Origin of the sequence: Streptococcus sp. V728 (assembly GCF_052077995.1) — a bacterium.
Lineage (GTDB): Bacteria > Bacillota > Bacilli > Lactobacillales > Streptococcaceae > Streptococcus > Streptococcus infantis_B.
Window position 1 is genome coordinate 600,360 of record NZ_JBQJJH010000002.1, and the last position, 25,849, is coordinate 626,208.

Annotated in this window: 27 protein-coding genes; 4 read left to right on the forward strand and 23 right to left on the reverse strand. The window is 40.0% G+C overall.

Annotated elements, in window-relative coordinates; all coding sequences use genetic code 11:
- Positions 1-6: 6 nt before the first annotated feature.
- The 5 genes from ACTO1Y_RS04255 to cdaA form a co-directional block, all read right to left on the reverse strand.
- On the reverse strand, positions 7-855 hold the full coding sequence (locus ACTO1Y_RS04255) for a DegV family protein (RefSeq protein WP_441348472.1): 849 nt from the start codon (positions 853-855) through the stop codon (positions 7-9).
- 4 nt (positions 856-859) lie between these two features.
- Entirely contained in the window at positions 860-1,234 is a 375-nt protein-coding gene (locus tag ACTO1Y_RS04260) for a DUF1149 family protein (protein WP_045614200.1), read from the reverse strand.
- Positions 1,235-1,300: 66 nt separating this feature from the next.
- Positions 1,301-2,650, reverse strand: coding sequence for a phosphoglucosamine mutase (glmM, locus tag ACTO1Y_RS04265; protein WP_441348473.1), 1,350 nt, complete (start codon positions 2,648-2,650; stop codon positions 1,301-1,303).
- 32 nt (positions 2,651-2,682) lie between these two features.
- A complete protein-coding gene (locus tag ACTO1Y_RS04270; RefSeq protein ID WP_441348474.1) occupies positions 2,683-3,462 on the reverse strand; it encodes a CdaR family protein in 780 nt (259 codons plus the stop codon).
- Positions 3,449-4,306 carry a diadenylate cyclase CdaA gene (gene cdaA / locus ACTO1Y_RS04275; protein WP_441348475.1) on the reverse strand — a complete coding sequence of 286 codons (858 nt, stop codon included), beginning with the start codon at positions 4,304-4,306 and terminating at the stop codon, positions 3,449-3,451. Before cdaA ends, ACTO1Y_RS04270 begins: the two co-directional genes overlap by 14 nt.
- Positions 4,307-4,440: 134 nt before the next feature.
- On the opposite strand from cdaA, the gene ACTO1Y_RS04280 reads away from it, so the two are divergent.
- Positions 4,441-5,409: an NAD(P)/FAD-dependent oxidoreductase gene (locus ACTO1Y_RS04280; RefSeq protein WP_441348476.1), complete on the forward strand. Its 969-nt coding sequence runs from the start codon at positions 4,441-4,443 to the stop codon at positions 5,407-5,409.
- 31 nt (positions 5,410-5,440) lie between these two features.
- Here ACTO1Y_RS04280 and whiA read toward each other — a convergent pair whose 3' ends face one another.
- The 13 genes from whiA to rlmD form a co-directional block, all read right to left on the reverse strand.
- Positions 5,441-6,352, reverse strand: a complete 912-nt coding sequence (whiA, locus tag ACTO1Y_RS04285) for a DNA-binding protein WhiA (protein ID WP_006150403.1) — start codon at positions 6,350-6,352, stop codon at positions 5,441-5,443.
- On the reverse strand, positions 6,349-7,326 hold the full coding sequence (locus ACTO1Y_RS04290; protein WP_441348477.1) for a YvcK family protein: 978 nt from the start codon (positions 7,324-7,326) through the stop codon (positions 6,349-6,351). The genes whiA and ACTO1Y_RS04290 overlap by 4 nt, the downstream gene beginning before the upstream one ends.
- Complete coding sequence (gene rapZ, locus ACTO1Y_RS04295; RefSeq protein WP_414293009.1) at positions 7,323-8,213, reverse strand: RNase adapter RapZ; 891 nt, start codon at positions 8,211-8,213, stop codon at positions 7,323-7,325. Before rapZ ends, ACTO1Y_RS04290 begins: the two co-directional genes overlap by 4 nt.
- 51 nt (positions 8,214-8,264) lie before the next feature.
- The gene (locus ACTO1Y_RS04300; protein WP_001140424.1) at positions 8,265-8,645 is read right to left on the reverse strand and encodes a RidA family protein; all 381 of its coding nucleotides are present in this window, start codon (positions 8,643-8,645) and stop codon (positions 8,265-8,267) included.
- Positions 8,646-8,654: 9 nt separating this feature from the next.
- The gene (yihA, locus tag ACTO1Y_RS04305; RefSeq protein ID WP_006148034.1) at positions 8,655-9,242 is read right to left on the reverse strand and encodes a ribosome biogenesis GTP-binding protein YihA/YsxC; all 588 of its coding nucleotides are present in this window, start codon (positions 9,240-9,242) and stop codon (positions 8,655-8,657) included.
- An 8-nt stretch (positions 9,243-9,250) separates the two neighbouring features.
- Positions 9,251-10,483 (reverse strand): ATP-dependent Clp protease ATP-binding subunit ClpX, encoded by a 1,233-nt coding sequence (gene clpX, locus ACTO1Y_RS04310; RefSeq protein WP_414259472.1) that lies wholly within the window; start codon positions 10,481-10,483, stop codon positions 9,251-9,253.
- A 31-nt stretch (positions 10,484-10,514) separates the two neighbouring features.
- Positions 10,515-10,685 (reverse strand): hypothetical protein, encoded by a 171-nt coding sequence (locus ACTO1Y_RS04315; RefSeq protein ID WP_000442255.1) that lies wholly within the window; start codon positions 10,683-10,685, stop codon positions 10,515-10,517.
- Positions 10,685-11,191, reverse strand: a complete 507-nt coding sequence (locus ACTO1Y_RS04320; protein ID WP_441348478.1) for a dihydrofolate reductase — start codon at positions 11,189-11,191, stop codon at positions 10,685-10,687. The genes ACTO1Y_RS04315 and ACTO1Y_RS04320 overlap by 1 nt, the downstream gene beginning before the upstream one ends.
- A 127-nt stretch (positions 11,192-11,318) precedes the next feature.
- Positions 11,319-11,837, reverse strand: a complete 519-nt coding sequence (locus ACTO1Y_RS04325) for a Dps family protein (RefSeq protein ID WP_441348479.1) — start codon at positions 11,835-11,837, stop codon at positions 11,319-11,321.
- 149 nt (positions 11,838-11,986) lie between these two features.
- Positions 11,987-13,768, reverse strand: a complete 1,782-nt coding sequence (locus tag ACTO1Y_RS04330; RefSeq protein ID WP_441348480.1) for an ABC transporter ATP-binding protein — start codon at positions 13,766-13,768, stop codon at positions 11,987-11,989.
- 10 nt (positions 13,769-13,778) lie between these two features.
- Positions 13,779-15,515, reverse strand: a complete 1,737-nt coding sequence (locus ACTO1Y_RS04335) for an ABC transporter ATP-binding protein (RefSeq protein WP_441348481.1) — start codon at positions 15,513-15,515, stop codon at positions 13,779-13,781.
- 124 nt (positions 15,516-15,639) lie between these two features.
- Positions 15,640-16,395, reverse strand: coding sequence for a triose-phosphate isomerase (gene tpiA, locus ACTO1Y_RS04340; protein ID WP_441348482.1), 756 nt, complete (start codon positions 16,393-16,395; stop codon positions 15,640-15,642).
- Between the two features lie 117 nt (positions 16,396-16,512).
- A complete protein-coding gene (gene rlmD, locus ACTO1Y_RS04345) occupies positions 16,513-17,880 on the reverse strand; it encodes a 23S rRNA (uracil(1939)-C(5))-methyltransferase RlmD (protein WP_441348483.1) in 1,368 nt (455 codons plus the stop codon).
- A gap of 55 nt (positions 17,881-17,935) precedes the next feature.
- Here rlmD and ACTO1Y_RS04350 point away from each other — a divergent pair, with 55 nt between their 5' ends.
- The 3 genes from ACTO1Y_RS04350 to ntdP all read left to right on the forward strand — a co-directional run bounded on the left by ACTO1Y_RS04350 (position 17,936) and on the right by ntdP (position 20,121).
- Complete coding sequence (locus ACTO1Y_RS04350) at positions 17,936-18,712, forward strand: aminoglycoside 3'-phosphotransferase (protein WP_441348484.1); 777 nt, start codon at positions 17,936-17,938, stop codon at positions 18,710-18,712.
- Positions 18,713-18,722: 10 nt separating this feature from the next.
- Positions 18,723-19,499 (forward strand): recombination regulator RecX, encoded by a 777-nt coding sequence (gene recX, locus ACTO1Y_RS04355; RefSeq protein WP_441348485.1) that lies wholly within the window; start codon positions 18,723-18,725, stop codon positions 19,497-19,499.
- Between the two features lie 88 nt (positions 19,500-19,587).
- Positions 19,588-20,121 (forward strand): nucleoside tri-diphosphate phosphatase, encoded by a 534-nt coding sequence (gene ntdP, locus ACTO1Y_RS04360; RefSeq protein WP_004252157.1) that lies wholly within the window; start codon positions 19,588-19,590, stop codon positions 20,119-20,121.
- Positions 20,122-20,198: 77 nt separating this feature from the next.
- Here ntdP and ACTO1Y_RS04365 read toward each other — a convergent pair whose 3' ends face one another.
- The 5 genes from ACTO1Y_RS04365 to ACTO1Y_RS04385 all read right to left on the reverse strand — a co-directional run bounded on the left by ACTO1Y_RS04365 (position 20,199) and on the right by ACTO1Y_RS04385 (position 25,614).
- Positions 20,199-20,966: an epoxyqueuosine reductase QueH gene (locus ACTO1Y_RS04365; protein ID WP_006150335.1), complete on the reverse strand. Its 768-nt coding sequence runs from the start codon at positions 20,964-20,966 to the stop codon at positions 20,199-20,201.
- A gap of 67 nt (positions 20,967-21,033) precedes the next feature.
- Entirely contained in the window at positions 21,034-22,233 is a 1,200-nt protein-coding gene (locus ACTO1Y_RS04370) for an MFS transporter (RefSeq protein ID WP_441348486.1), read from the reverse strand.
- A gap of 223 nt (positions 22,234-22,456) precedes the next feature.
- Positions 22,457-23,800 carry an asparagine--tRNA ligase gene (asnS, locus tag ACTO1Y_RS04375; RefSeq protein WP_441348619.1) on the reverse strand — a complete coding sequence of 448 codons (1,344 nt, stop codon included), beginning with the start codon at positions 23,798-23,800 and terminating at the stop codon, positions 22,457-22,459.
- A 150-nt stretch (positions 23,801-23,950) separates the two neighbouring features.
- Entirely contained in the window at positions 23,951-25,129 is a 1,179-nt protein-coding gene (locus tag ACTO1Y_RS04380) for a pyridoxal phosphate-dependent aminotransferase (protein WP_441348487.1), read from the reverse strand.
- The gene (locus tag ACTO1Y_RS04385) at positions 25,126-25,614 is read right to left on the reverse strand and encodes a cell wall elongation regulator TseB-like domain-containing protein (RefSeq protein ID WP_441348488.1); all 489 of its coding nucleotides are present in this window, start codon (positions 25,612-25,614) and stop codon (positions 25,126-25,128) included. Before ACTO1Y_RS04385 ends, ACTO1Y_RS04380 begins: the two co-directional genes overlap by 4 nt.
- Positions 25,615-25,849: the final 235 nt, after the last annotated feature.

Consider the following 25,849-nt stretch of genomic DNA (forward strand, 5'->3'; position numbering starts at 1 on the left):
AACAATCTAGACGATTGGTGTATATGCCAAAGCGATGCTTCCTTCTCCCAGGTGGGTTCCAATGACACTACCAAAGGTTGCAATCTCAACATCTGTAGCTACTCCACTATCTAGCAAAAGCTGACACAAATCGGCTGCTTTTTGAGGAGCATTCCCATGAATTACAGTAATCTGATAATTTCCATTACTTGTTACTTCTTTGACAATTTCAACCAGACGTTTAGTTGCTTTCTTCTCAGTACGAACCTTCTCATAAACTTCGATAACACCTTGGTCATTAAAATAGAGAATTGGTTTAATGCTAAGAAGATTTCCTAAAATAGCCGCACCATTTGACAAACGACCACCTTTTACAAGATGATTCAAATCATCTACCATGATAAAAGCAGAGGTGTTTTCAATCTGTTCTGTTAACTTATCTAGTATAGACTGGAAGTCATCACCCTGTTCCACCCATTGAAATACACTCTCCACCATGAAACCTAGTGGTGCACTTGTAATTCGAGTATCAGGAAAAGCAATGCTTAGACCTTCAAACTCATCCGTCATATATTGGATATTCTGGAGAAATCCTGAGATTCCAGAAGAAAGGAAGAGACCCAAAACATGAGTATAGCCTTTTTCTTTTAATGATGATAAAATTTCATCCAACTTTGCAATACTTGGTTGACTTGTTTTAGGTAGTTCAGATGAACGAGCCATTTTTTCATAAAATTCTTGAGCGGTTAGATTTACACCTTCAACATACTCCTGTCCGTCGATATTCACAGGAATGTCAAGCACAAATAAATCTTCTTTCCGCAAGGTTTCCGCTTGTAGAAAAGCAGATGAGTCTGTTATGACCGCTAATTTCATTTTTTTAAAACTCCAAATTAATTCCTGGTAAATCTAGTGCAATTTCCGTCACTTCATAAGTCAAACGGTTTAGCATATCCAAACAAGGACGAGCAAGTGTTTCAACTTCTTCTTGAGTGAAATCACTTGGTTGGTCTACGATGCGACCTTCTACGTGGTTAACTTGAGAAATAGTGCCACTGATTACAAATTTATCAAAGACAATCATAAAACTCAAAACAACTACGAGAGAAGTCACTTGGTTTTCTTGATCATGTTGAAGTAGTTGGAAGTTGACATCAACCTTTGTTTCAGGAATTCCGTTTTCATTTTCCCATTCAAAGTTACGTGCATCAAAGTGATACTGACTAACAAATTCTTGTTCACGTTTTAAATTCATCATATTCTCCATGGTTACAATTTACTTTGACATTGTAACATATTTTCTTATTTTCTGCTAACTTTCCTAAATTCCAATCTCTGCTTTCACAACTTCGGCAATAGTATCCACATAGTAGTCTACTTCTTCAGTTGTTGGAGCTTCGGCCATGACACGCAAGAGTGGCTCAGTTCCACTTGGGCGTACGAGGATACGTCCGTTACCTGCCATCTCTTCTTCCATCTTATCGATAATAGCCTTGATAGCTGGTACTTCCATGGCTTTTTCTTTCATGGCATTTTCAACACGGATATTGACCAATTTTTGTGGGTAAATCGTTACTTCTGAAGCCAACTGAGATAAGCTCTTACCTGTTTCTTGCATGATTTTGGTCAATTGAACCGCTGAAAGCTGACCATCACCTGTGGTATTGTAATCCATCAAGATAACGTGACCTGACTGCTCTCCACCGAGATTGTAGCCTGATTTTCTCATTTCTTCAACGACATAACGATCTCCAACTGCAGTGACGGCTTTATTGATACCTTCACGATCCAAGGCTTTATGGAAACCAAGGTTAGACATCACAGTTGTTACGATTGTATTTTGTGCTAATTGGCCTTTTCCAGAGAGATATTTACCGATGATGTACATAATCTTGTCACCATCGACAATTTCTCCATTTTCATCAACCGCAATCAGACGGTCACTGTCGCCATCAAAGGCCAAGCCAATGGCAGATTGGCTTTCTTTTAAAAGTTCTTGCAAGGCTTCTGGATGAGTTGAACCAACATTCAAGTTAATGTTCAAACCATCTGGAGTTTCTCCAATGACAGTGATTTGAGCACCTAAGTCTGCAAAGATTTGGCGAGCACTAGTAGAAGCTGCTCCATTTGCAGTATCCAAGGCAACCTTCATCCCTTCAAGAGCTGTTCCAGTTGAAACCAGGTAGGCTTCATACTTGCGTAATCCTTCTGGGTAATCAACAACCGTACCTAATCCTTCTGCACTTGGACGTGGAAGAGTATCTTCACTCGCATCAAGTAAGGCTTCGATTTCTGCTTCTTTTTCATCGTCTAGCTTAAAGCCATCTCCACCAAAGAATTTAATCCCGTTATCTAGAGCTGGATTGTGGCTAGCTGAAATCATGACACCTGCGCTCGCTCCCTCAGTTTTCACCAAGTATGCTACTGCAGGCGTAGCAAGTACACCAAGTTTATAAACGTGAATTCCCACAGAAAGAAGACCAGCAATCAAGGCTGCTTCTAACATTTCCCCTGAAATACGTGTATCGCGTCCAACAAAAACCTTAGGCGCTTCTGTCGCATGTTGACTGAGGACATATCCTCCAAAGCGACCCAATTTAAAGGCCAATTCTGGCGTTAATTCTACGTTTGCTTCTCCACGGACTCCGTCCGTTCCAAAATATTTACCCATTTTAAGATTCCTTTTCTAGTTTAATATTTATTTTATGAATTTGACTTTGTCTCTGCCGCTGTCGTTGATGAGTTTTCTGTTGACGAACCATTACTTGTTGAAGTTGTACTACTTGTTGCTCTGACAGCTTTGGTCGTTACTTTCATAGTAGTTTCAAAAGGTGTGATAACTGTTGGTAAGACAGCTCCATTTTTATCAACAGCTTGCAAAGGAACTGAACCAGAGTAATTTCCTGTAATCTGTTCACTCGTTGGCAAAACTGCAACAATACGATCAATCTTAGACAGTGTATCTGCATCACTAGTTACTGAAACTTTTTCATCAGAAACAGTAACACGTTCGATTATAATCTTCTCATCAATTTGACTAGAATCGATTTGAGGAACCACAGGTACATTATCTCGAGTAACTTTCTTACCAATCTTGACTGTAATCTTTTGTGGTGTTGCTACAGCTGTCAAGCCACTTGGAAGATTTTCAATGGTCAAGGGAACTTCGATTGTTCCTTCTGTTGCTTGTGACAAATCAGCAGTCACTTTGAATTTACGAGTGCTTTCCTGCATCTCACTAGCCAAGGCCACCCGATTTGAACCAGTCAGAAATACTGTTACTTCTGAACTAAAGCCACTGATGAAATACTGCTCACTATCATACTGAATATCAATCGGTACATTGACTACTGTATTGGTATATGTTTCAGTTTTAGTTTGTCTCGCATTAGTATTGTTTTGATAATTGATTGATGTTGCATAGATAAATAGGACACATGCAAAGAGGAGTGAGGTGATGATATAAAGACTATTTCTTTTCATTATTCCACCCTCCTAATAAACGTTCTTTTAAGCTTGGTTCTTGTGAATCCTTAGGGATTAGAATACGACGTAGTTCTTCCTCGAATTCTTCCAAACTTAGATCATGTTTGAAGACTCCATTGTAGGTGATGGATATACCCCCAGTTTCTTCTGATACTACAAAAGTAAGGGCATCTGAAACTTCTGATAAACCAATGGCTGCACGGTGACGAGTTCCGAACTCTTTGGAAATACCTGTGTTTTCTGTCAATGGTAAATAGGCAGAAGTTACTGCAATCCGATCTCCACTGATAATGACTGCACCGTCATGGAGAGGAGTATTAGGGATAAAGATGTTAATCAATAACTCAGCAGAAATCTTAGCATCCAAAGGAATTCCTGTAACGATATACTCCTGCAAGGTTCTGACACGCTGAACAGAGACTAGTGCTCCTATTTTACGTGGACTCATGTATTCAACTGCCTTGACAAAAGCCTGGACCATCTGTTCTTCTGAACTCATTGGAGTAGTGGAAAAGAAATCCGTAGCCCTACCTAATCGCTCCAAACCTGTCCGAATTTCTGGAGAAAAGATGACCACCGCTGCAATAACTCCATAGGTAATCAATTGATTAATCAACCAGGAAATAGTTGTCAGGCCTAAAAAGTTAGCTGCTATCTGAGCTAAGATAAAGACTAAAACACCTCGAACCAGAATCATAATCTTGGTTCCTGCAATTGATTTTGTAAATTGATATAAGATATAAGCAACGATTAGAATATCAATCAAATTTATCACAATACTCCACGGACTGGAAAATAAACTAGACCAGTATTGGAGATTAGATAATTGCTGAAAATTCATCCTGGGACTCCTCTCCATAAAAAAAGCTTCTCTTCATTATACCATTTTCTATGAAAATTTTCTCCCCCTACTTGATTTTAAATTGGTAGAAAATATGATAGAATAAAAAGACAGAAATGAATTAAGGAGAAGCTATGTCTGAACTATATGATATCACCATTATAGGTGGTGGACCTGTTGGTCTTTTCGCAGCCTTTTACGCTCACCTTCGTCAAGCCAAAGTACAAATCATTGATTCTCTCCCACAACTAGGTGGTCAACCTGCTATTCTTTATCCCGAAAAACAAATTCTCGATGTGCCAGGTTTCCCAAACCTTACAGGGGAAGAATTGACTAACCGTCTCTTGGAACAACTCGAAGGATTCGAGACACCTGTTCACCTCAACGAAACCGTTCTTGAGATTGAAAAAGAAGATGGTATCTTTACTATCACAACCACTAAAGGAAGTCACAATAGCAAAGCTGTTATTATCGCTATGGGTGGTGGCGCCTTTAAACCTCGTCCACTCGAATTAGATGGCGTTGAAGGTTATGAAAATATCCACTATCACGTTTCTAACATTCAACAATTTGCTGGTCAGAAAGTAACTATTTTGGGTGGTGGAGATTCTGCTGTGGACTGGGCCTTAGCTTTTGAAAAGATTGCTCCTACTACACTTGTTCACCGTAGAGATAACTTCCGTGCCCTTGAACATAGTGTACAAGCTTTACAAGAATCATCTGTAAGTATCAAAACACCATTTGTGCCAAGCCAACTTCTTGGAGATGGAAAAAACTTAGACAAGCTTGAAATTACAAAAGTTAAATCCGATGAGACTGAAACCATTGAACTGGATCATCTCTTTGTCAACTATGGCTTCAAATCTTCTGTCGGAAACCTTAAAAATTGGGGATTAGAACTAAATCGCCATAAGATTATCGTCAATAGCAAGCAAGAATCAAGTCAAGAAGGAATTTACGCCATCGGTGACTGTTGCTACTACGAAGGTAAGATTGACTTGATTGCGACAGGTCTTGGTGAAGCACCAACTGCTGTCAATAATGCCATTAACTACATTGACCCAGAGCAAAAAGTACAACCAAAACACTCTACTAGTCTATAAGAAAAAACCACGAATCCTTTGATTCGTGGTTTTAAAGTTCATCAGCAATTTTATTTATCTTTCGCAATCTATGATTGACACCGCTTTTGGTAAGTGGATTTGTCAAACTGTCAGCCAATTGTTGAATAGAATAGTCTGGATGCTGGATACGCAGATGCGCTACTTCCTGCAAATCGACTGGTAGACTATCTAGACCAACAGTATCCATGATTTTACTGATATTGTTAATGGTTTTCATGCTTGCAGAAACCGTACGTGCAATATTAGCTGTCTCTGCATTATTAGCACGATTGAGATCATTTCGAGTTTCTCGGAGAATCTTGACCCCTTCAAAAGTATCACGCGCCTGCATGGCTCCCACCAAAATCAGGAAATCCATTATATCTTCTGCTCTTTGGAGATAGGTTACTGCTCCCTTTTTTCGTTCGATAACCTTAGCATCTAACAAGAACTGCTGCAAAAGCGAAGCAATCCCTTGCGCATGGTCCACATAGACGGAACTAATTTCTAACTGATACTTTCCTGACTCAGGATCCCGAATACTCCCATTTGCCAAAAAGGCTCCACAAAGGTAAGCACGTCCAGCTTCCTCATCTCCTAAAATATCTGGATCAATCCCAGTTTCTAGACCAAAGAAAGAATCAGCCAAACGCAAATCCGCTAAAAGTTCTTGAACTCGCTCATCAGTAAACACGGTATAAACACGATTTTTCCGAAGATTACTTCTCTGATGATGACGAATCTCCGACTTAATACCATAGAAGTGCAGGAAAGATTCATAGAGGTGACGAGCTAACTTAGCGTTTTCTGTAATGACGGATAATGTCAAACCAGAGCTAGATAAACCTACACTACCAGACATCTTGATAATAGCTGATAACTCATAGCGACTCAGATGGTGCTGACCTAGGATTTCTTCTTTTACTGCTACTGTGAAACTCATTTTCTCACCTGTATAATTCGCATCAACTCGTCCACGATTAGATCTCCATCATGGAAGGCTCCACCATTTTCCAAACGTAGGAAGTTTGATGAAATGACACGAGGTACTTGCTTACGCAAACCTTCAAAATCATGGTCAACCTGCACCAAATATTCATCAAAACGATTGGTATCCATATAATCTCTCGGAACCTTTTCAATATTAACAAGAACGGTATCGATAAATGGACGGCCCAAATGACGATGTAAGACTTCTACGTGATCACTATCTGAGAAATGTTCTGTCTCTCCACGCTGGGTCATGATGTTGCAGACATAGGCAATTTCTGCCTTAGTTTCCAGAAGTGCCTGACCGATTTCTTCGATGACGATATTAGGCAAAATCGAAGTAAAGAGGGAGCCTGGGCCCAACACAATCATATCACTCTCAAGAATAGTATTGACAACTCGACGGCTAGCCTGCGGTTTTTCATCATCTAGAGTGTTGGTAACATAGACATGGTCAATCATACCTGGATGATCTGCAATGTGACTTTCCCCAGCAACTTCTGTTCCATCTTTAAAGACGGCATGGAGTGTCAAAGGGTGGTCACTTGATGGAAAAATCTTACCTGTGGTATGGAAAAATTTACTCAGTAATTGCATGGCATTGTAGGTTGAACCCTGCATTTCAGAAAGTCCTGCTATGATAATGTTTCCTAGCGGATGACCTGCAAATGAACCAGCATCCTCAGAAAAACGGTATTGAAAGACCTTTTCATAGAATTTTGGCATATCTGACATAGCCACAAGAACATTGCGAAGATCCCCAGGAGGAGTCAACTGTTGAATGTTTTTACGAAGCTCTCCTGAAGAACCTCCATCATCAGCAACGGTTACAATGGCTGCAATTTCGACATCCTTTTCCCGTAAACTCTTTAAAATAACAGGGATCCCGGTTCCACCACCAATCACCGTAATTTTTGGTTTTCTCATGAACGGTTTACCGTTTCCTTTCTTCGGTCTTTATCACGATGACTTTCATTTACAGGCCAACTTTTAGATAGGTCATTTGCTAAACGCTTGGCAAAAGCAACACTTCTATGCTGTCCACCAGTACAACCAATCGCAATCGTTAAGACTGATTTGCCTTCTTTTTTATATCCTGGTAGGATTGGTTCAACCAAGGCTAACAAATGATGGTAGAAATCTTCAGATTCCTCATGGTTCATGACATAGTCATAAACAGCCTGGTCTTCACCTGTCTGGTTACGAAGTTCTGGCAAATAGTATGGATTTGGTAAAAAGCGAACATCAAATACCAAATCAGCATCAATTGGAATGCCGTATTTAAACCCGAAAGACATCACCTCGATTCGGAAAGACTGCGTTTGTTCTTGGTCTGAAAATTGTTCTGCAATAGTCTTGCGGAGTTCACGTGGAGTTAACTCTGTCGTGTCTACCACGTTTTGACTCATATTTTTCAAAGGTGCCAAGAGTTCGCGTTCCAACTTGATACCGTCCAAGATACGACCATCTGCTGCTAGAGGGTGACTTCTTCTAGTTTCCTTATAGCGTGCCACCAATTCCTTATCTGCCGCATCCAAAAAAAGGATTTTAAAGTCCAAATCATCTTGATTTTCCAATTCATCTAAGACAGCTTGAATCTCTGAGAAGAAAGAACGACTACGCATATCCACCACTAGGGCTAACTTATGGTCATCGTCCTTGGTCTCGACCAACTGCAAAAACTTTGGCAAGAGAGCAGGCGGCATATTATCAATGGTAAAATATCCTAAATCTTCAAAGGACTGAATGGCTACAGTTTTCCCTGCGCCACTCATCCCTGTCACAATCACCAGGTGAAGTTGTTTCTTTGTCATCATAGTCTCCTTATATCAAAAGAAGTTTGGAAGAACCAAACTTCTACTAGCTTATCCAATCTCTGCGATGACTTCAATTTCGACTTTTACATCGCGAGGAAGACGAGCTACTTCCACAGCTGAACGAGCTGGAAATTCCTTGTTAAAGGCTGTTTGGTATACCTCATTAAAAGGTACAAAGTCGTTCATATCACTCAAGAAACAAGTTGTTTTAACAACATGGTCAAAATCTGTTCCTGCTTCTGCTAAAATAGCTCCAATATTTTTCAAGACTTGTTCAGTCTGTTCTTGGATTGTTTCTCCTACGATTTCTCCAGTTTCGGGAGATAGTGGAACTTGACCGCTAGCGAACAAAAGGTTGCCAACGATTTTTCCTTGAACGTAAGGTCCGATTGCCTTTGGAGCTTTATCTGTATGAATTGTTTTTGCCATATGTATTCCTCATAATTTTTCTAAAATAGCATCCCAAGCTTGGTCCATTCCTGCTTTTGTCACTGAAGAAAAGAGGATAAAATCATCACTTGGATCAAAGTTTAATTTCTTTTTAATAGCTGATTCGTGCTTATTCCATTTACCACGCGGAATCTTGTCTGCCTTAGTCGCCACGATGATGACAGGAATCTCATAATACTTAAGAAATTCGTACATCTGAACATCATCTGCTGTCGGGTCATGACGAAGGTCAACGAGACTAACAACTGCCCGAAGATTTTCTCGAGTAGTCAAGTACTCCTCAATCATACGACCCCATTTTTCACGTTCCTTTTTGGAAACACGGGCATAACCATAACCAGGCACATCCACAAAACGCATCTTATCATCAATGTTAAAGAAATTAAGTAGTTGTGTTTTTCCTGGTTTTCCAGAGGTACGAGCTAGATTTTTACGATTGAGCATGGTATTGATAAAACTTGATTTACCAACATTTGAGCGTCCTGCAAGAGCAATTTCAGGAAGTTCATCCTGCGGATAGTGGGACTTATTGGCTGCACTCAGTAAAATCTCAGCATTGTGTGTATTGATTTCCATAGTCACCTCTAGGCTGTCTCTAGGATTGGCTTAGCCGTACCGTCAACCGCTTCTTTTGTGATACGAACTGTTTTCACATTTTCTTGACTTGGAACTTCAAACATAACGTCTAGCATGGTTTCTTCGATGATTGAGCGAAGACCACGCGCACCCGTTTTACGTTCGATGGCTTTATTGGCAATTTCCTGGAGTGCTTCGTCATCAAATTCAAGCTCAACATCATCATAAGAAAGCAAGGTCTGGTATTGTTTAACCAAGGCATTTCTTGGTTCCTTCAAGATGCGAACCAAATCATCTACGGTCAACTGCTCCAAGGCTGCAAAGACAGGCAAGCGTCCAATCAACTCAGGAATAATACCGAATTTTTGAATATCTTCTGCGATAATTTCTTGCATGTAAGAACTATTTTCGTCAATAGACTTGTTGTTTTGTCCGAAACCAATCACTTTTTCACCCAGACGCTGTTTGACAATCTCTTCGATGCCATCGAAGGCACCACCCACGATAAAGAGGATATTTTTTGTATCCACTTGAATCATTTCTTGTTGTGGATGTTTGCGTCCACCTTGAGGTGGCACGCTAGCTACAGTTCCTTCGATAATCTTGAGGAGTGCTTGTTGAACACCTTCACCAGAAACATCACGTGTGATAGACACGTTCTCGCTCTTCTTGGCAATCTTGTCAATCTCATCTACATAGATAATTCCACGTTCTGCACGTTCGATGTTAAAGTCAGCAGCTTGCAAGAGTTTGAGGAGGATATTTTCCACGTCCTCACCTACATAACCAGCCTCAGTAAGAGCTGTTGCATCTGCAATGGCAAATGGTACATTCAAACTTCTAGCAAGAGTTTGAGCAAGGAAAGTCTTCCCTGAACCAGTTGGACCAATCATCAAAATGTTTGACTTTTGCAAATCCACATCTTCTGACTCTTCACGAGTGTCATGGAAATTGATGCGTTTGTAGTGGTTATATACAGCTACTGCCAAGGCACGTTTGGCACGATCTTGACCGATCACATAGTGGTTCAAAATGTTTAGGAGTTCGATTGGTTTTGGTACCTCAGACAAGTCCGCCAAAACTTCCTCTGCCAACTCCTCACGAATGATTTCCTGGGCTAACTCCACACACTCATTACAGATAAAAGCGTTGTTCCCAGCGATTATTTTTTTAACTTCTTCTTGGCTTTTGCCACAAAATGAGCAATAAACCATCATATCATTTTTCCTATTTGTAGGCATGATTCCCTTCCGTTCTAATTATTCATTCTCTCTAAAATAAGGTCATATAAAAAGCATGAATGCTATTTACCAAGTTTGTAAAAGCATTAAGCCAAAGTAGAGTAGCAAGTCCAAAGCGCTTTTTACGAAAAGCGTGTGTTCCAGCTACAAGACAGACAGCACACAAAAGAGCTGTAAAAAATCCAAAAATACTGCGCTCCATTAGACTTCCTTTCTCTTTCTGTATTCGATGGTAAAATCATAGACATTTTTCTCATCTTTGGAATAAGATTTGCTTGCAACAGTCTCAAAAGCAGTCAAGTCAAAATCTTCTGGGAAATAGGTATCCCCTTCAACTTGAGCATGAATTTGTGTCACAATAATCTCATCGAGATAAGGTTCAAAAAGCTGAAAAATCTGCTTGCCACCAAGGATATAGAGATTTTTATCCTGGTTATGGTACCAGTCTAAAACATCCTCAACATTTTGGAAAACCAGTGCTCCTTCAATTGACTCTTCAACATTACGCGTCAAAATCAGAGTCTCACGTCCTGGAAGCAAACGTCGTCCTATTCCATCAAAGGTGACACGTCCCATCAAGATGGCATGATTCAAGGTTGTTTCTTTAAAATGTTTTAACTCTGCTGGCAAATGCCATGGTAAGCGATCCTCTTTTCCGATTACACCCTTTTCATCTTGGGCCCAGATGGCTACGATTTTCATTGTCATGCTTTCATCCTTTTTATTGATAGTTCTATTTTATCAAAAATCTTGAAAAAAGACTGTTTTGGAATGCCCTCCGAAATAGAAAAAATCCGTAGAAAGTTTCTACGGATTTTTGACAAAATAGAGTATCTTACAAACCAGGTGCTTGTCCTAATTCTGCTGCAAGCATCCAGACAGTTTTTTCAAGGTCTGCCTTAGCACCAACGAAGATATCATTGGTTACATCATCACCTTCCTCATCAGTTACATCCAATGCTTTTTGGAAGAGTGTGATGAGGTAACGATAAATTTCAAGGACACGTTCCAAGCTTTCTTCTACGTTACGGAATTCTCCAACTTCTTCTTCGATTTCACTGTGTTGAAGGAATTCTGTCAAAGTAGAGTAAGGTTTGCCACCAAGAGTGATCAAGCGTTCGCTGATTTCATCAAGGTAACCATCAAGGCTATCCATATATTCATCCATCTTAGGATGCCATACCATAAAACCACGTCCACGCATGTACCAGTGTACTTGATGTAAAGCGATATGTGCTACATACAAATCTGCTACTGCTTGATTCAAAACTTCCTTTGTATTTACTAGCGCTTCTGCCGCTGGTTTAGTTAATGTTGCTACGTCTTTTACTGCATCTTTTTTCAATTCAACCATTTTTTTCACCTCGTTAAATTATTTTTGTAACCATATTTATTGATTACTACCTCAGTATACTACACCTAGTAGACAAAAGCAAGAAAATTAACCCATATTAAAAAAGTTGTAATTGACTGATAATTTAAGAAAATGAGTGGCTATTTATCCTAGCTATTTTCTCTGTTTTTACTAGAAAATTGACTTTGATAAAGATCGTAATAGAATCCTTTTGCAGCTAAGAGACTTTCATGATTTCCTTGTTCGATAATCTGTCCATCTTTCAACACCAAAATCTTATCCGCTTCCTGAATAGTTGAAAGGCGATGAGCGATAACAAAGCTTGTTCTCCCCTTCATCAAGCGCTTCATGGCCTTTTGAATCAAGAGTTCTAAACGTGTATCAACTGATGAGGTTGCTTCGTCCAAAATTAAGATTTTAGGATCCGCCAAGAGAGCACGCGCGATAGTTAACAACTGCTTCTGACCAAGAGAAATATTACTTGACTCTTGGTTCATTTCCATATTGTAACCACCAGGAAGAGTACGGATAAAGTGGTCTACATTGGCAGCCTTAGCAGCTTCAACGATTTCCTCATCTGTTGCCTCAAGATTTCCAAAGCGAAGATTTTCCTTGATACTGCCTTCATAGAGCCAGGCATCCTGTAATACCATCCCAAACTGACGACGATAGTCCTGACGAGACAGGTCACGAATATCTTGACTATCTACTAAAATAGCACCTGAGGTCACATCATAAAAACGCATAAGTAGGTTGATCAAGGTAGTTTTGCCTGCTCCTGTAGGTCCAACGATAGCTACCATCTCTCCAGGTTTAACATCTAGGTTGAAATTGCGAATCAATGGTTTGTTTTCCACGTATTGGAAATCGACATTCTTGAAGCTAACTTGACCTGTCAATGGTGCTAGTTCTTTCACTTCAGCAGCTTGGACTTCTTCTTGTTCATCCAAAACTTCAAAGACACGGTCAAGCGAAGATTTAGCACTTTGCATTTGTCCCGCTAATTGAGTGATATTTTGTATTGGTTGACTGACCTGCCACACATACTGAACGAAAGCTTGCATATTACCAATCGTCAAGCGCCCTGCAATAACCTGCAATCCACCTAATACTGCAACAATCAGATAGGTTAAATCAGACACGATATGAAGGGCAGGCATCATCAATCCTGAAATAAAGCTCGCCTTAAATCCGACTTGTTGCAATTCATCCGTAATCTTTTCAAATCTCTCTTGAGAATTTTCTTCTCGTCCGAAAAGTTTTAAAACATTGAAACCTGTCAAGTTTTCCTGTACAAACCCATTCATACGTCCCAATATAGCTGCCTGCTGTTTAAAGTATGGTTGCGAACGATTCAGAATTGTTTTAGCCCCAAAATAAGTTATCGGAATTGACAAGATAACAATGATAGCCAACTGAATATTTAGATAGAGGACCATTCCCATAACAAAAAGAATGGTAAAGACTGCATTGACAATCTGTAAGAAGGATTGTTGTAGAGCGTTCGAAACAGTTTCAACGTCACTGGTAAAACGACTTAACAAATCTCCAAACTGATGCTTATCAAAGTAGGACACAGGAATACGATTGATTTTTTCACTCATTTCATTTCGCAAATCCTGTATCATGGACTGCACAGCATTGGTCATAAAGTAGTTTGAGTAGTAAGAACCCAACTCATAGAGAAGACCACGCAAGAGATAAATAACCAGAATCACTGCGATATAGCTGGTATTAATACCTGCTCCTGCAACACCATTTGCCATAGCAAGAAGATTGCTGGTTAACTCAGTGATAGCAAGCCCCAATACGAAAGGCTCGATAACACTCATAATAACGCTAACTATTTTCAAGAAGACTGCAAAGAAAACAGAGAAACGGTAGGCTTTTAAATAGCTCCATAGACGAGCTAGACTAGATTGTTGTTTCATCCTTTACCTCCTATTCTTCTGTCAGAGACGCATTTTTCAGCTGCGACTCAGCAATTTCTCGATAGATGTCATTGGTCTCCATCAATTCTTCATGACGGCCACGACCAACGATTTCACCCTTATCAAGGACGATAATCTGGTCAGCATCCATGATAGTTCCAACACGTTGAGCAACAATCAATACCGTTGCATCTTGTGTCACTTCCTTGAGACGACGGCGCAAAATAGCATCTGTACGGTAGTCCAAGGCTGAGAAAGAATCATCAAAGATATAGATATCTGGACCCTTGATGACTGCTCGTGCAATCGACAAACGTTGTTTCTGACCACCTGATAGGTTGCTTCCGCCTTCTGCCAGATGCGTCGCAAAACCTTCTTCTCGACTTTCGATAAAGTCTTTGGCTTGGGCCACATCTGCTGCTTGGTGCAAGTCCTCATGACTGGCATCCTCTTTCCCGTAACGGAGATTGTCTGCGATAGTCCCAGTAAAAAGCAAGGCCTTTTGTGGAATAAATCCAATCTTCTGACGGAGTGATTTGAGACGGTAATCCCGGACATCAACACCATCGACCTTGATTTTCCCTAGCGTAACATCGTAGAAACGAGGAATCAATTGAACTAGAGTAGACTTACCTGACCCAGTTGAACCGATAAATGCAATGGTTTCTCCCGGTTTAGCAGTGAAGGAAATATTATGCAAAACAGGGCTTTCTGTTTCCCCAGGATAGGCAAAGGTCACATTATCAAATTCTAGATATCCATGAGTTTCTGTTTCTTGAATTCCATCCTCATTTGGATCAATGGAAATGGGCATGTCCATGATTTCCTTCAAACGCTCACTAGATACAGCCGTACGTGGATACATGGTAAAGAGGTTTGACAAGAAGAGGAAGGATAAGAGAGCGTGGAAACTATACTCGATAAAGGCAACCAAATCCCCAATCTGCAAATTTCCATGCTTCAGTGGATCAAGGGCAAACCAAACGATAGCCACAATCATGGCAATAATAATTTGCACAAAAAGCGGTTCCGTCAAACCAGTTAATTTAAACAAGCGATTCGAATTATCCGCATAGATTGCATTTTTCTCTTCAAAACGTTTTTCTTGGAAGTCTTCACGAGCAAAGGCACGAATCACTCTCAAACCCATCAAATTTTCACGGACATACTGATTAATCTTGTCCAGTGTTTTTTGTTGTTTTTCAGATAAGGGGCGCGTTTTTACCGCCACATAAATGACAACAACAGCTAGAAAAGGTACGGAAAAAGCTACGATCCAGGCTAGTGAAGGACTCGTCAAAAAAATCATGAGAATACTCGACAGCATCATCATGGGAGTGATAACACCCAACTTAAGCGTTTGTTCCGCAAACTGCATGAGGACAAAGGCATCACTGGTAATACGAGTAACTAGCGAAGATACACCGATTTGTTCATATTCGTGATGAGAATACTCTTGCAATTTAGCATAAACATCATTTCGCATGTCCTTAACCATATTGGTGGTCAATTTACTTGCAGCATAGGCTAGAACAATCCGCCCACATGTTCCCAAGACGATTATGACCAACATTACGATAGCCCAAAAATAAAGCTTATCCTTATCGCCTTGGTTGATTCCCTGGTCAATCATGCGGGCCAGAACAGTCGGTAGACCCAGATTGACAATAACAAAGAAAATAGCTCCTAGGAAGTCTAAAACTAGCCATTTGGGATAACGCTTGAGATATGACCAAATATAAAGCATAATTCTCCTTTCTTTTTCTATTGAAACGTAGAAAAGAGCGTGCTTTCGCACGCCATTTTACCAAAAAGAAGACAGGCAGTCATAATCTCGAGTGAGGAAACTGTCTGTCTCAGATATTTGAGGCTTATTTTACAAAGTCAAGCAATGCCAAGAAGCTTTCTGGGTCAAGTGATGCACCACCAACAAGAGCTCCATCAACGTCTGGACAAGCCATGTATTCAGCAACATTTTCAGGTTTTACTGAACCACCGTATTGAACACGTACTTTGTCAGCTACTTCTTGACCGAAGTCAGCAGCTACAACGTCACGAACAACTTTACACATTTTTTGTGCGTCGTCTTGTGAAGCTGATTTACCAGTACCGATAGCCCAGATTGGTTCGTATGCGATAACTGTTGAAGCTACTTGTTCTGCAGTCAATCCAGCAAGAGCAGCTGAAACTTGAGCACCTACGAATTCTGCTGCTTTACCAGCTTCGTAAGTTTCAAGTGACTCACCACAACAGATGATTGGAAGCATACCGTTCGCAAAGATTGCTTTTGCTTTTTTGTTGATGTCTTCGTCTGTTTCGTGGAAGTAGTCACGACGTTCTGAGTGACCGATCACAACGTAGTCAGTACCGATTTCTTTCAAAACTTGTGGGCTAGTTTCACCTGTGAAAGCACCAGCATTTTCAAAGTAGCAGTTTTGAGCAGCAACTTTAAGGTTTGAACCTTTAGCAGCAAGTACAGTAGTCAAATCAACTGCAGGAGCTGCGATACCTGCTTCAACAAGGTCTGATGAAGGAAGTTTTGATGCTACAGCTTCAACGAATGCTTTTGCTTCTTCTGGGTTTTTGTTCATTTTCCAGTTACCAGCGATAAATGGTTTACGTGACATTTCACATACCTCTTTTTTCATTTTATTTTCTACTTATTTTATCATAAATAGAGGGAGCTTGCAAATCTTACTCTGTAACTAGAAGTCTTCTTTTCAAATACTTTCCAGTCGTCAATTCTATTTAGAGTCTGGCTTTTTCCTGGTTAATTTGACCACTGCTTCTGTCCTAGCAGTGTGCGGAAACATATCAACCGACTGGATATAATGCAGGTCATAGACCTCCATCAATCTGACTAAATCACGCGCCAGGGTAGATACATTGCAGGAAATGTAGACCATCTTTTCAGGAGCGTATTTAACGATGGTATCCAAGAGTTTGTCATCTAAACCTGTACGAGGCGGGTCTACAATCAAGGCATCGGCACGATAACCTTCCTTGTACCAACGAGGGATGATTTCTTCTGCAGTTCCAGCCTCATAGTGAGTATTGGTATAACCCATGCGCTGGGCATTTTCTTTGGCATCCTCAATAGCTTCTGGAATAATATCCATCCCTCTCAGACTTTTAACTTTTTTGGCAAAGGCAAAACCAATGGTTCCAACACCACAGTAGGCATCAATCAGATGGTCATTCTCATTTACGTCCAAGGCCTTAACGGCTTCACTATAGAGGATTTCAGTCTGTTCAGGATTGAGTTGGTAAAAAGCTCGTGGTGAGAGAGAAAACTCATAGTCTAATACACCCTCACGAATACTATCCTGTCCCCAAATAATCTCTGTCTTGTCCCCATAAATCTCACTAGTTTTAGCGGTATTGGTATTGACTGCGACAGTCACTACTTCAGGATAATCCTTGACTAGGTCTTTCACAAATTGAATCAGGTTCAATTGGCGATTAGTCACAATGATAATCTGAACTTGTCCAGTTTTCCGTGCTCGGCGAACCATGACGGTCCGAACACCCAGAATTTTCCGTTCATCCGTAATCGGAATTTGATGATAGGTCAAGAGTTCAGCAATGCGATTAGCAATTGCTTGCGTCTCCTTGTCTTGAACAAGACAGTCCTTTAACTCGACCAAATAATGGGAATTCTGAGCATACAAACCTGCCTTGACTTGACCTTTAAACTTTCGTGTCTGAAATTGTAGTTTAGCCCGATAATATTTTGATTTTTGCATGCCAATAGTTGGTCTAATCTCAAAGTTTTCATAGCCAGCAGGGGCAAATTTCTTCAGAGCTTGATGGAGAAGATCTGTCTTGAACTCCAGCTGCTTATCATAATGTAGATGCATGATCTGACAACCACCACACTCATTATAAATAGTACAGTCTGGAACCACTCGAAACTTAGATTTTTTATTGACCTCAAGCAGTTTAGCCTCAACGTAGTTACGCTTGACAGAAGTCACCTGACAATAGATATCTTCACCCTTGAGGGCGCCTGGGACAAAAACGAGTGTTTTCTGGTAAAAACCGATACCTTCCCCGTTAATCCCCATGCGCTTGATTTTTAATGGAATTTTTTGTTTGACTTTTAGATTCATAAGTCTATTATACCACGTAGTTTCTCAATGGTTAAGAATATGTTACAATAAAACCATGAATACAGAGACATCTCATTTTTCCCCATTGGATTTTCCTGAGCAATTACGAACTTATATAGAGGGGGCAACCCTTTCTGACAGCTCTTCTCATTCAGGAGCAAGGGTCCTCTATCTTGACTCAGGTTACTACTTGAAAATAGATCGAAAGGGAAGTTTAGAGCGAGAAGCTAGCATTGCAAGTTGGTTTGAACAAGAGGGAATAGGAACTCCAGTCATCCACTATCTATCTACAGATAAAGACTACCTCCTGACTAAAGAGGCTATTGGTCATGATGCTCTCGCTTTTTTAGACCAGCCAGAAAAAATCTGCCGAACAATGGCAGAGGCTCTTAAAAAGCTTCACAACTTAAACCCACAAAATTTTCCTTCAGAAAATCATTTAAAAGCCTATAAAGAAAGAGCCTTTAAAAACTATGAAAAAGGGGAGTTCTATGTCAAGGCGCTCCTACCCCAATTCCAGATTAACAGTCGCGAAGATGCCTTCCAACTCATCCAAGAACAAGGGCACCTTTTAGAAACAGATGCCTTTATTCACGGAGATGCCTGTCTACCAAACTTTATTCTTAAAGATGACAGCCATTTCTCTTGTTTTATTGACCTTGGTTTGGCTGATTTTAGTGACCGACATATCGATCTCTTTTGGGCAGTTTGGTCCCTAAACTATAACCTGAAGGACCCTAAATACGCTGAACTATTTCTCGACTATTACGGGAGAGAGCTGATTGATATCAATAAACTTCGACTCGTTGCTGCCTTTGAAGTATTCGGATAAAAGGAAAACCATGAAAATCACAAAACTAGAAAAGAAAAAAAGACTCTATCTGCTAGAAATTGACAAGGAGCAAACCTGCTATATTACAGAGGATACCATTGTTCGCTTTATGCTGACCAAGTATAAGGACATTAGTCCCGAAGAGTTTGCAGAAATTCAGACCTTTGCACAATTTTCCTACGGAAAAAATCTAGCGCTCTACCACTTATCCTTCAAGGCTCGCACTGAAAAAGAAGTCAGAGATTATCTAAGTAAACATGAAATCGATGAGAACATCATACCCAAAGTCATCCAATCTCTAAAAGATGACAACTGGATAAATGACCGTCAATATGCCTATGCTATTATCAACTCTAATCAGCTATCTGGTGACAAGGGAATCTATATGCTGATGCAGAAGATTTCTCAAAAGGGAGTTGCCAAATCCATCATCCAAGAAGTCTTACAAGAATTTGATCTGACGGAAGTGGCAGAGCGTACAGCCGAAAAACTACTGAAAAAGTATCAGGGTAAATTACCTGCCCGCGCTCTACAAGATAAGATTATTCAAAGCCTAACCAATAAAGGATTCTCATACTCTGAGGCCAAAACAGCCTTTGACCAACTAGATAGCCAAGTCGAAGAAGAAACTGTTCAGGAACTAATTTTTAAAGAGTTGGACAAGCAATATCGGAAATATTCACGAAAGTATGAAGGATACGAACTGAAACAACGTTTGACACAAGTTTTAGCAAGAAAAGGCTACGATTTTTCGGATATAGCCAGCGCTCTCAGAGAATATCTTTAACTTTTTCATGAAAAAACTAAGAACTTTAAATAAAAATGTGATACAATAGTAAACGATAAACTTATAAATTGTAGAAAGTTGGTTAGTTATGAAACTTCCAAAAGAAGGCGACTTTATTACAATTCAAAGTTATAAGCATGATGGGAGTCTCCACCGTACTTGGAGAGACACCATGGTACTAAAAACAACAGAGAACGCTATTATCGGCGTCAACGACCACACACTTGTTACCGAAAGTGACGGTCGTCGTTGGGTGACTCGAGAACCGGCTATTGTTTACTTTCACAAAAAATATTGGTTTAATATCATCGCCATGATTCGTGATAATGGGATTTCCTACTATTGCAACATGGCTAGCCCTTATTATCTAGACGAAGAAGCTTTAAAATACATCGATTATGATTTAGATGTTAAAGTTTTTACAGATGGTGAGAAACGCCTCTTGGACGTCGAAGAGTATGAACGTCATAAGCGTAAGATGAATTATCCTGATGATTTAGACTATATTTTGAAAGAGCATGTTAAGATTCTTGTTGACTGGATCAACAATGAACGAGGCCCCTTCTCAGAAGCCTATGTCAACATTTGGTACAAACGCTACGTAGAACTAAAGAATCGGTAAAGTTGTCAGAGGTCAGGAACAAAATCCTGACCTCGTTTTTTTTATAAGCAAAAACCTGCCTTAAGGCAGATTTTCCTTTAAATATCTAACTTCGTAACAGTAAATTTGATGTGGGAATAATCTTTCTCGATATCCTTATCTACCATAAAGGCTGTCGCATCCTTCTTGACCTGCACCAAGTCAATATTTTGAGCTTGAGCTGCATAGACACAGCCACAGTAACATTGGCGATAAATGTCATACTCTTCACACATTTCCACCGAACGTTTGTAACCTTGATTTTTCTTAAAATCACTGGGAAGATAATGAGTAGTGTAGATTTTCTGCACATCAATCCCAATACTATTGATGGTTTGTGAATTTTTGTGAGGGCTGATAGTAAGAGCTGAGCCAAAGTAATCAAATCCTAAGTCCATAGCCACCTGGGCTGTCTTATCCAGACGATAGTCAAAACAAACCTTGCAACGGTCCCCACCTTCAGGTTCTTCTTCCAAACCTCGAACCAGTTTACGGTATTCATTTGGTTCATAGGGAGCTTCTAGGTATTGAACATTATTTCCGGTTCGCTCATTAAAATCACTGACAAACTTTTTAGTTACATAGGCACGCTTGTGATACTCAGCTTTGGGATGGATATTTGAATTTGCAAAATAGATAGTCACATCTGCATATTTGGTCAAATACTCTAGAGTATAGGTGCTACATGGAGCACAACAGACGTGCATGAGAATAGTTGGTCTCTCTTCATTTTTTTCCCAAACTTGAACCATCTTTTGCATGACACGGTCATAGTTGATCTTTTGATTGGGATTCATCTTGCTTAGAATTTCTTCTACATCAATCATGCTCTTCTCCTTTTCTTCTTGTTATTTTATCACAAGAAGGCTCTTTGGGCAAATAGGGTTTCATGCTTTATTCAGTTATTAAGTCCTGATTTAATAGCTTGCCCATCCTTTTTAGACCAATTCTTAAGATAGGATAGGTTAATAGTAAGATAAGACCTAGAACTAAAAAGACAGCTACCAGACCCCAACGATCAATCAACCAACCTGTCAATGGGAAAATGACAATCATAGATAAACTAAAGAGCATAGAATTGATACTAAGCATAGTTGCTCTTACACTGGACGGTAAATAGCCTTGTAAGTCATTAAAATAGATTGGTTGATAAACTGCATAGAGTGTATCGGTTAAAAGATATACGAGAAGAAAAGCAAAGGGAGTTCCAAAAAATACCAATAGTAAGGCCAAGCCCGTTAGTGCAACAAGAGTCGGAAAAACTCGATTGCTATTCCATTTTTTTCCGATTTGACTAGCTACATAAACTGCTATAAGATTTAAGCCACTACCAATCAGCATGACCAGTGAAACCTGCCATCCTGCTAAGTCACTTATTTTCTGCTGATAGTAAAAGTAAAACATACACATGAGTGTTCCGACTAGCTGATAAGTCATCATCCAATAAAAGAGTACTGGTTTTTCATGCCATTCTTTTCGAACTTGCAGGACAATCGTTTTAAAGGTTAAGACTTCATTTTTTTCTCTCTTAGCCATTGGTTCTTTCATAAAATAAATCAAAATGATAGAAAGAAATGATAATCCAATAGCAATTAGATAGGTCCAAGCAAGTGCTCCGTGAATAAAGAAGCCTGCCACAACTGTACCTAGGGTTCGGGTGACTTCTGCCACACCAGACAAAAAGCTCGAAATCTGAAGATATCGGTCCTTTTGACCCGCTTCTACCGCAGAATCATATAAGAAAGCGGTGCTGGTTCCCGAGTCAAAATTATAGGACCAAGCACTGACCATCATAGCAAGAGCATAGATCCAAAAATTCCCCTGACCAAACAAAATCAAGATAGAGGATACAATACTGGCCAAGCGAGCCAAATAGAGATTAGTCTTGTAGCTAAATCGATCGGCCAACATACCAGATGGGATTTCACATAAGAGACTGGTCCCATGAAAGATACTTTCTAATAGACCGATTTGAAGTAAGGAAAGGCCATTCTGAATGAAAAATAAAATCCAAAAACTGGTAATCCCAAAATAAGATGTAAATTCCAGACCTGCTAGGAGTGGAATATTGCGTTTGTAAGTTCTTTTAAACATCGTTTTCTCTCTTTCAATATGTAATATGAGTTTTTCTAAAAGACTTACTTAGAGTTGCCTACATTTTCTCCACCTCTTTCATTTAAAGTAATACTCAATGAAAATCAAAGAGCAAACTAGGAAGCTAGCCGCAGGCTGTACTTGAGTACGGCAAGGTGAAGCTGACGTAGTTTGAAGAGATTTTCGAAGAGTATAAAAACGCCAATTGGCGTTTTTATAGTTATTAAGGTTTGATACGGTGCAACATACGTGGGAACGGAATGGCTTCACGGATGTGTTTTGTACCTGCTGCAAAAGTTACCATACGCTCGATACCGATACCAAATCCACCGTGTGGTACTGTACCATATTTACGAAGGTCAAGGTAAAATTCATACTCTGTACGATCCATGCCAAGAGATTCCATCTTCGCAACAAGGGCATCGTAGTCTTCCTCACGCATAGAGCCACCGATGATTTCTCCGTAACCTTCTGGTGCGAGCAAGTCTGCACAAAGTACGCGATCTGGATTACCAGGGACTGGCTTCATGTAGAAGGCCTTGATGTCTGCTGGATAGTTGATTACGAAGGTTGGTACACCAAAGTGATTTGAAATCCAAGTTTCGTGTGGTGAACCAAAGTCATCACCGTGCTCGAGATGTTCGTAGTCAGCATCTGTATCATTTTCATGCTCTTGCAAGAGATCAATGGCTTGATCGTAAGTGATGCGTTTGAATGGCTCAGCAATGTAGCGTTTCAAGAGGTCTGTATCACGGTCCAAGGTTTCTAAGGCTTGAGGAGCACGGTCCAAAACACCTTGAAGAAGAGCTTTGACATAAGCTTCTTGCAAGTCAAGTGACTCATCATGTGTCAAGTATGAATACTCTGCATCCATCATCCAGAACTCAGTCAAGTGACGACGAGTCTTAGACTTTTCAGCACGGAATACTGGACCAAAGTCGAAGACGCGACCAAGTGCCATAGCACCCGCTTCAAGATAAAGCTGACCAGATTGGCTCAAGTAGGCTGGTGTTCCAAAGTAGTCCGTTTCAAACAATTCAGTTGAATCTTCCGCTGCATTTCCTGAAAGAATTGGGCTATCAAACTTCATGAAGCCATTTTTATCAAAGAACTCATAAGTTGCATAGATGATAGCATTACGGATTTGCATAACGGCAACTTGTTTGCGTGAACGTAACCACAAGTGACGGTTGTCCATCAAGAAGTCTGTTCCGTGTTCTTTTGGAGTAATTGGATAATCTTGAGATTCACCGATAACTTCGATGTCTGTAATATCCAATTCATACCCAAATTTAGAACGCTCATCTTCTTTAACAATCCCTGTCACGAAAACAGATGTTTCTTGGCTAAGACGTTTGATGGTGTCAAATTTTTCAAGCCCCACTTCTTCTCCAAATTTTTCGATAAAGTTTGGTTTGAAAGCTACACCTTGGAAAAAGGCTGTTCCATCACGCAATTGCAAGAAGGCAATTTTCCCTTTTCCTGACTTGTTAGCAACCCAAGCACCGATAGTCACTTCTTGACCAACGTAGTCTTTTACTTCGATAATTGTTACACGTTTTGTCATCATTTATCTTCCTTTATTCGTTTAACTTGTCCAAAGACATTATTACTCACTATTGTACCACAAATAATGCCTGATAGCTAGCTAGTTTGACAGAAATTCATAAGTTTTTAAAAATAAAAACCTCCGTTATTAAGACGGAGGTTAAGCTTCTTATTTTTCCATAAATTGGTGCAAACGACGAATGGCTTCTTTAAGAGTTTCCAAGTCTGTCGCATAGCTGAGACGGACATTTTCTGGTGCTCCAAATCCAGCTCCTGTAATCAAGGCCAGACCAACTTCCTCAAGAATAGCCGTTGTAAATGCTGTTACGTCTGTATATCCTTTCATCTCCATAGCTTTTTTAACATTTGGGAAGAAGTAGAAAGCTCCTTGCGGTTTGACAACCTCAAATCCAGGGACTTGGCACAAGAGAGGATAGATGGTATTCAAACGTTCTTCAAAAGCTTGGCGCATGGTTTCTACAGAGTCTTGCGGTCCAGTTAAGGCCTCGATTGTTGCGTATTGAGATACAGCAGTTAGGTTAGAAGTTGTTTGACCAGTCAATTTACTCATGGCAGCAATAATTTCTGGATCACCCACTGCATAACCAACACGCCATCCTGTCATAGCATAGGCCTTAGACACTCCATTGATGACAATGGTTTGCTTACGAATAGCTTCTGACAGACTTGAGATTGGGACGAACTCATTCCCGTTATAGACCAAACGACCATAAATATCGTCTGCAAGAATGAGAACATCGTGTTCAACTGCCCAGTTTCCGATGGCTAAGAGTTCCTCACGAGAATAAATCATCCCAGTCGGATTAGAGGGTGAGTTTAGTACCAAGACTTTGGTCTTATCTGTTCGAGCTGCTTCTAATTGCTCTACAGTTACTTTAAAGTGATTGTCTTCCTTGGCTTGAACAAAGACTGGAACACCACCAGCCATTTTCACCTGGTCACCATAGCTGACCCAGTATGGTGTTGGAATAATGACCTCATCGCCTGGATTGACCACAGCCATAAAGAAAGTATAAAGGGAGAACTTGGCACCTGTAGCAAAAGTGACTTCATTTGCTGCCACAGAATAGCCATAATAACGTTTAAAATAGGTATTGACTGCTGCTTTTAACTCAGGCAAACCCGACGCTACCGTATAGAAAGAAGCACGCCCATCTCGAATGGCTGCAACAGCAGCGTCTTGAATATTTTCAGGAGTATGAAAATCGGGCTGACCTAAAGTTAAGAAAAGAACGTCTTTTCCTTCAGCCTTTAATTTCTTAGCCTTTGCATCACTAGCCAGAGTGACACTTTCTTCCATTTCTAAGACACGTTTGGATAATTTCATTGTTTCTCCTTTTCGACTAGGCTACCAGATTCAAAATCTACTAGATAATAGTCTCCTCCAGACTTGATTTCCCAGACAGGTTTATTAGCGTACCGTCCGAAAGTAATCTTGTCGATCTCAGTTGCTCCTTTTTCTTTGACAACTGCTTCTGCTTTTTCTTGAGAAGTTCCATTTTCTAGTTGGTAAACATAAATATTGTTGTTGCTTTTTTCTATTAAAACAGCAATGGGTTTCTGATTCTTATCTTGACCAAGAACACTGTAATAGCTTTCTAAACCATTAAAAATATCAACCTGGTTAACCGTTTCTAGATTCGCATACTGCTTAGCAAGTCTTTCACCTTCTACCTTTGCAGTTTGATAAGGTTTCATACTAAGCCATACCAAATAGAGAAAGGAAGAAGTCACAACTAGAGCCAGCATGGTTAGCCCAATAGTATACTGAAATAATAGGGAATTTTTTTCTTTTTTTTGTCTCTTTTTCACTCGTCTATTTTACCATCTATCCAAGTGAATTACAAGTGAATAAAGGGAGGGCTTCTTGATATCCCAGATGTTGTTAGACTTTCAAACTAAAGCACCAACCATTGATTCCACAGGCTTAGCTGCATGCGTCATTTAGAAATTTAATCTTACAATTCATTGATTTTTAATTTGTGAGCAAATAATTTGCAAATGATTATCATTTGTTGTAACATATATTGTAACAACAAATAAAACT